At 54.7% G+C, this 1,595-nt stretch carries 1 protein-coding gene; it reads right to left on the minus strand.

All coding sequences use genetic code 11. The annotated features are described in order from the left end of the window. Nucleotides 1-1,595 (minus strand): condensation domain-containing protein (locus L692_RS29710; protein WP_036724871.1); only part of this gene is annotated, 1,595 nt, incomplete at both ends.

Below are 1,595 nucleotides of genomic sequence, written 5' to 3' on the forward strand. Positions count from 1 at the left end.
CTCTTCGAACAACTGATGAATCGTCTTCTCCCGCGGATAATCGGCTGCCGTATCGTTAAATACGTTCAGAATTTGCGCTTTCTCCTGTGGAGTGACGATCTCGAGCAGCGAGAGTTTCGTCTGCGGATTCTCCACCATGCCGTCGATCAACTGTTCGAAGTGCTGTGCCATCCGTATGATGGTCTCCTGCTTATACAGCGAACTCGCATATTCGATGATGCAGGCGATTTCTCCGTCCTTCTCCACCGCGCTGAGTGTGAGATCGAATTTGGCCGCATTCTGTTCGCTCGGGTAAGGAGTGAAGGTCAGTCCTTCGATGCTCAGTTCCTCGTGTTCCGTATTTTGCAGGACAAACATCGTATCAAACAGCGGATTCCGGCTTCCATCTCGTTTCACATCCAGCGTCTCGATCAGTTGTTCAAACGGATAATCCTGATTTTCATACGCTCGCAAGGCCGTTTCCTTCACTTCCTGTACGTAGGCATGGAGCGTCTTCTCCCCAACCGGCGCCGTCCGGATGGCCAGCGTGTTGACAAACATCCCGACAATCGGTTCCAGATCCGCATGCCTTCTTCCGGCAATAGGCGTCCCTACGACAATATCCTCCTGTCCGCTGTACTTGGCCAGCAGCGTCGTATAAGCAGCGAGCAGCACCATGAACAGCGTCGAGCCGGTTTGTGCCGCAAGCGCCCGTAATCGTTCGCTCTTTTGGCTGCCGATGACAAATTCAAACGTATGCCCCCGGAAGCTTCTTACCGCAGGTCTCGCATAATCCGTCGGCAGCTCCAGTACGGGGGTTTCGCTGCGGAACACATCCAGCCAGTAGGCTTCCTGCTTGCGTATCCGTGCGCTTTGAACGTCCGTCCGCTGCCATGCCGCATAATCCTTGTACTGAATCCGAAGCGGCGGTAGCTCCGTTCCTTCATACAACTGAACAAATTCCCGAATGAATAGACTCATGGAGGCGCCATCGGAAATGACATGGTGCATGTCAAACAGCAGCATATGGCGATCTTGCTCCATCTCGATCAGTCCCACCCGCAAGAGCGGCGCCTGTTTCAGATCGAAGGGGCGCACGAATTCCCGAATGAGCTCCGCCGATTTTTCTTCGCTGGCCTGCTCATACTCCACCGCAAATGCGACGTCCTCGTATATCCGCTGCACCAGTTGCCCGTCTACCAGTTCGAAGCCGGTTCGCAGCGATTCGTGGCGGCGGATGAGCCTGCGGAATGTTTCTTCCAGCCGTTCCCGGTCCAGCGCCCCTTCCACTGTCATGACGCCCGGCATATTGTAGCTGAGTTCTCCGCCTTCCATCTGACTTAGGATGTACAATCGTTTTTGCGCCGAAGAAACAGGATAGGAGCTTCTCGGCTCAACCGCGGGAATTGTCGAGTATGCGAACGATTCCCGGCCTTCGATCATGTGCGCCATTTGTTCGATGGTCGGCTCCTGGAATACTGCCCGCAGCGGAATGTCGACACCCAACTCTTTTTGCATCATCGCGACCAGCGTCGTTGCCCGCAACGAGTGGCCTCCGATTTCGAAGAAGTTGTCTTGTACTCCCACTTGGGGAAGACCGAGCACCTGCTGCCAAA

The sequence above is a fragment of the Paenibacillus forsythiae T98 genome, from assembly GCF_000520735.1.
Lineage (GTDB): Bacteria > Bacillota > Bacilli > Paenibacillales > Paenibacillaceae > Paenibacillus_AQ > Paenibacillus_AQ forsythiae.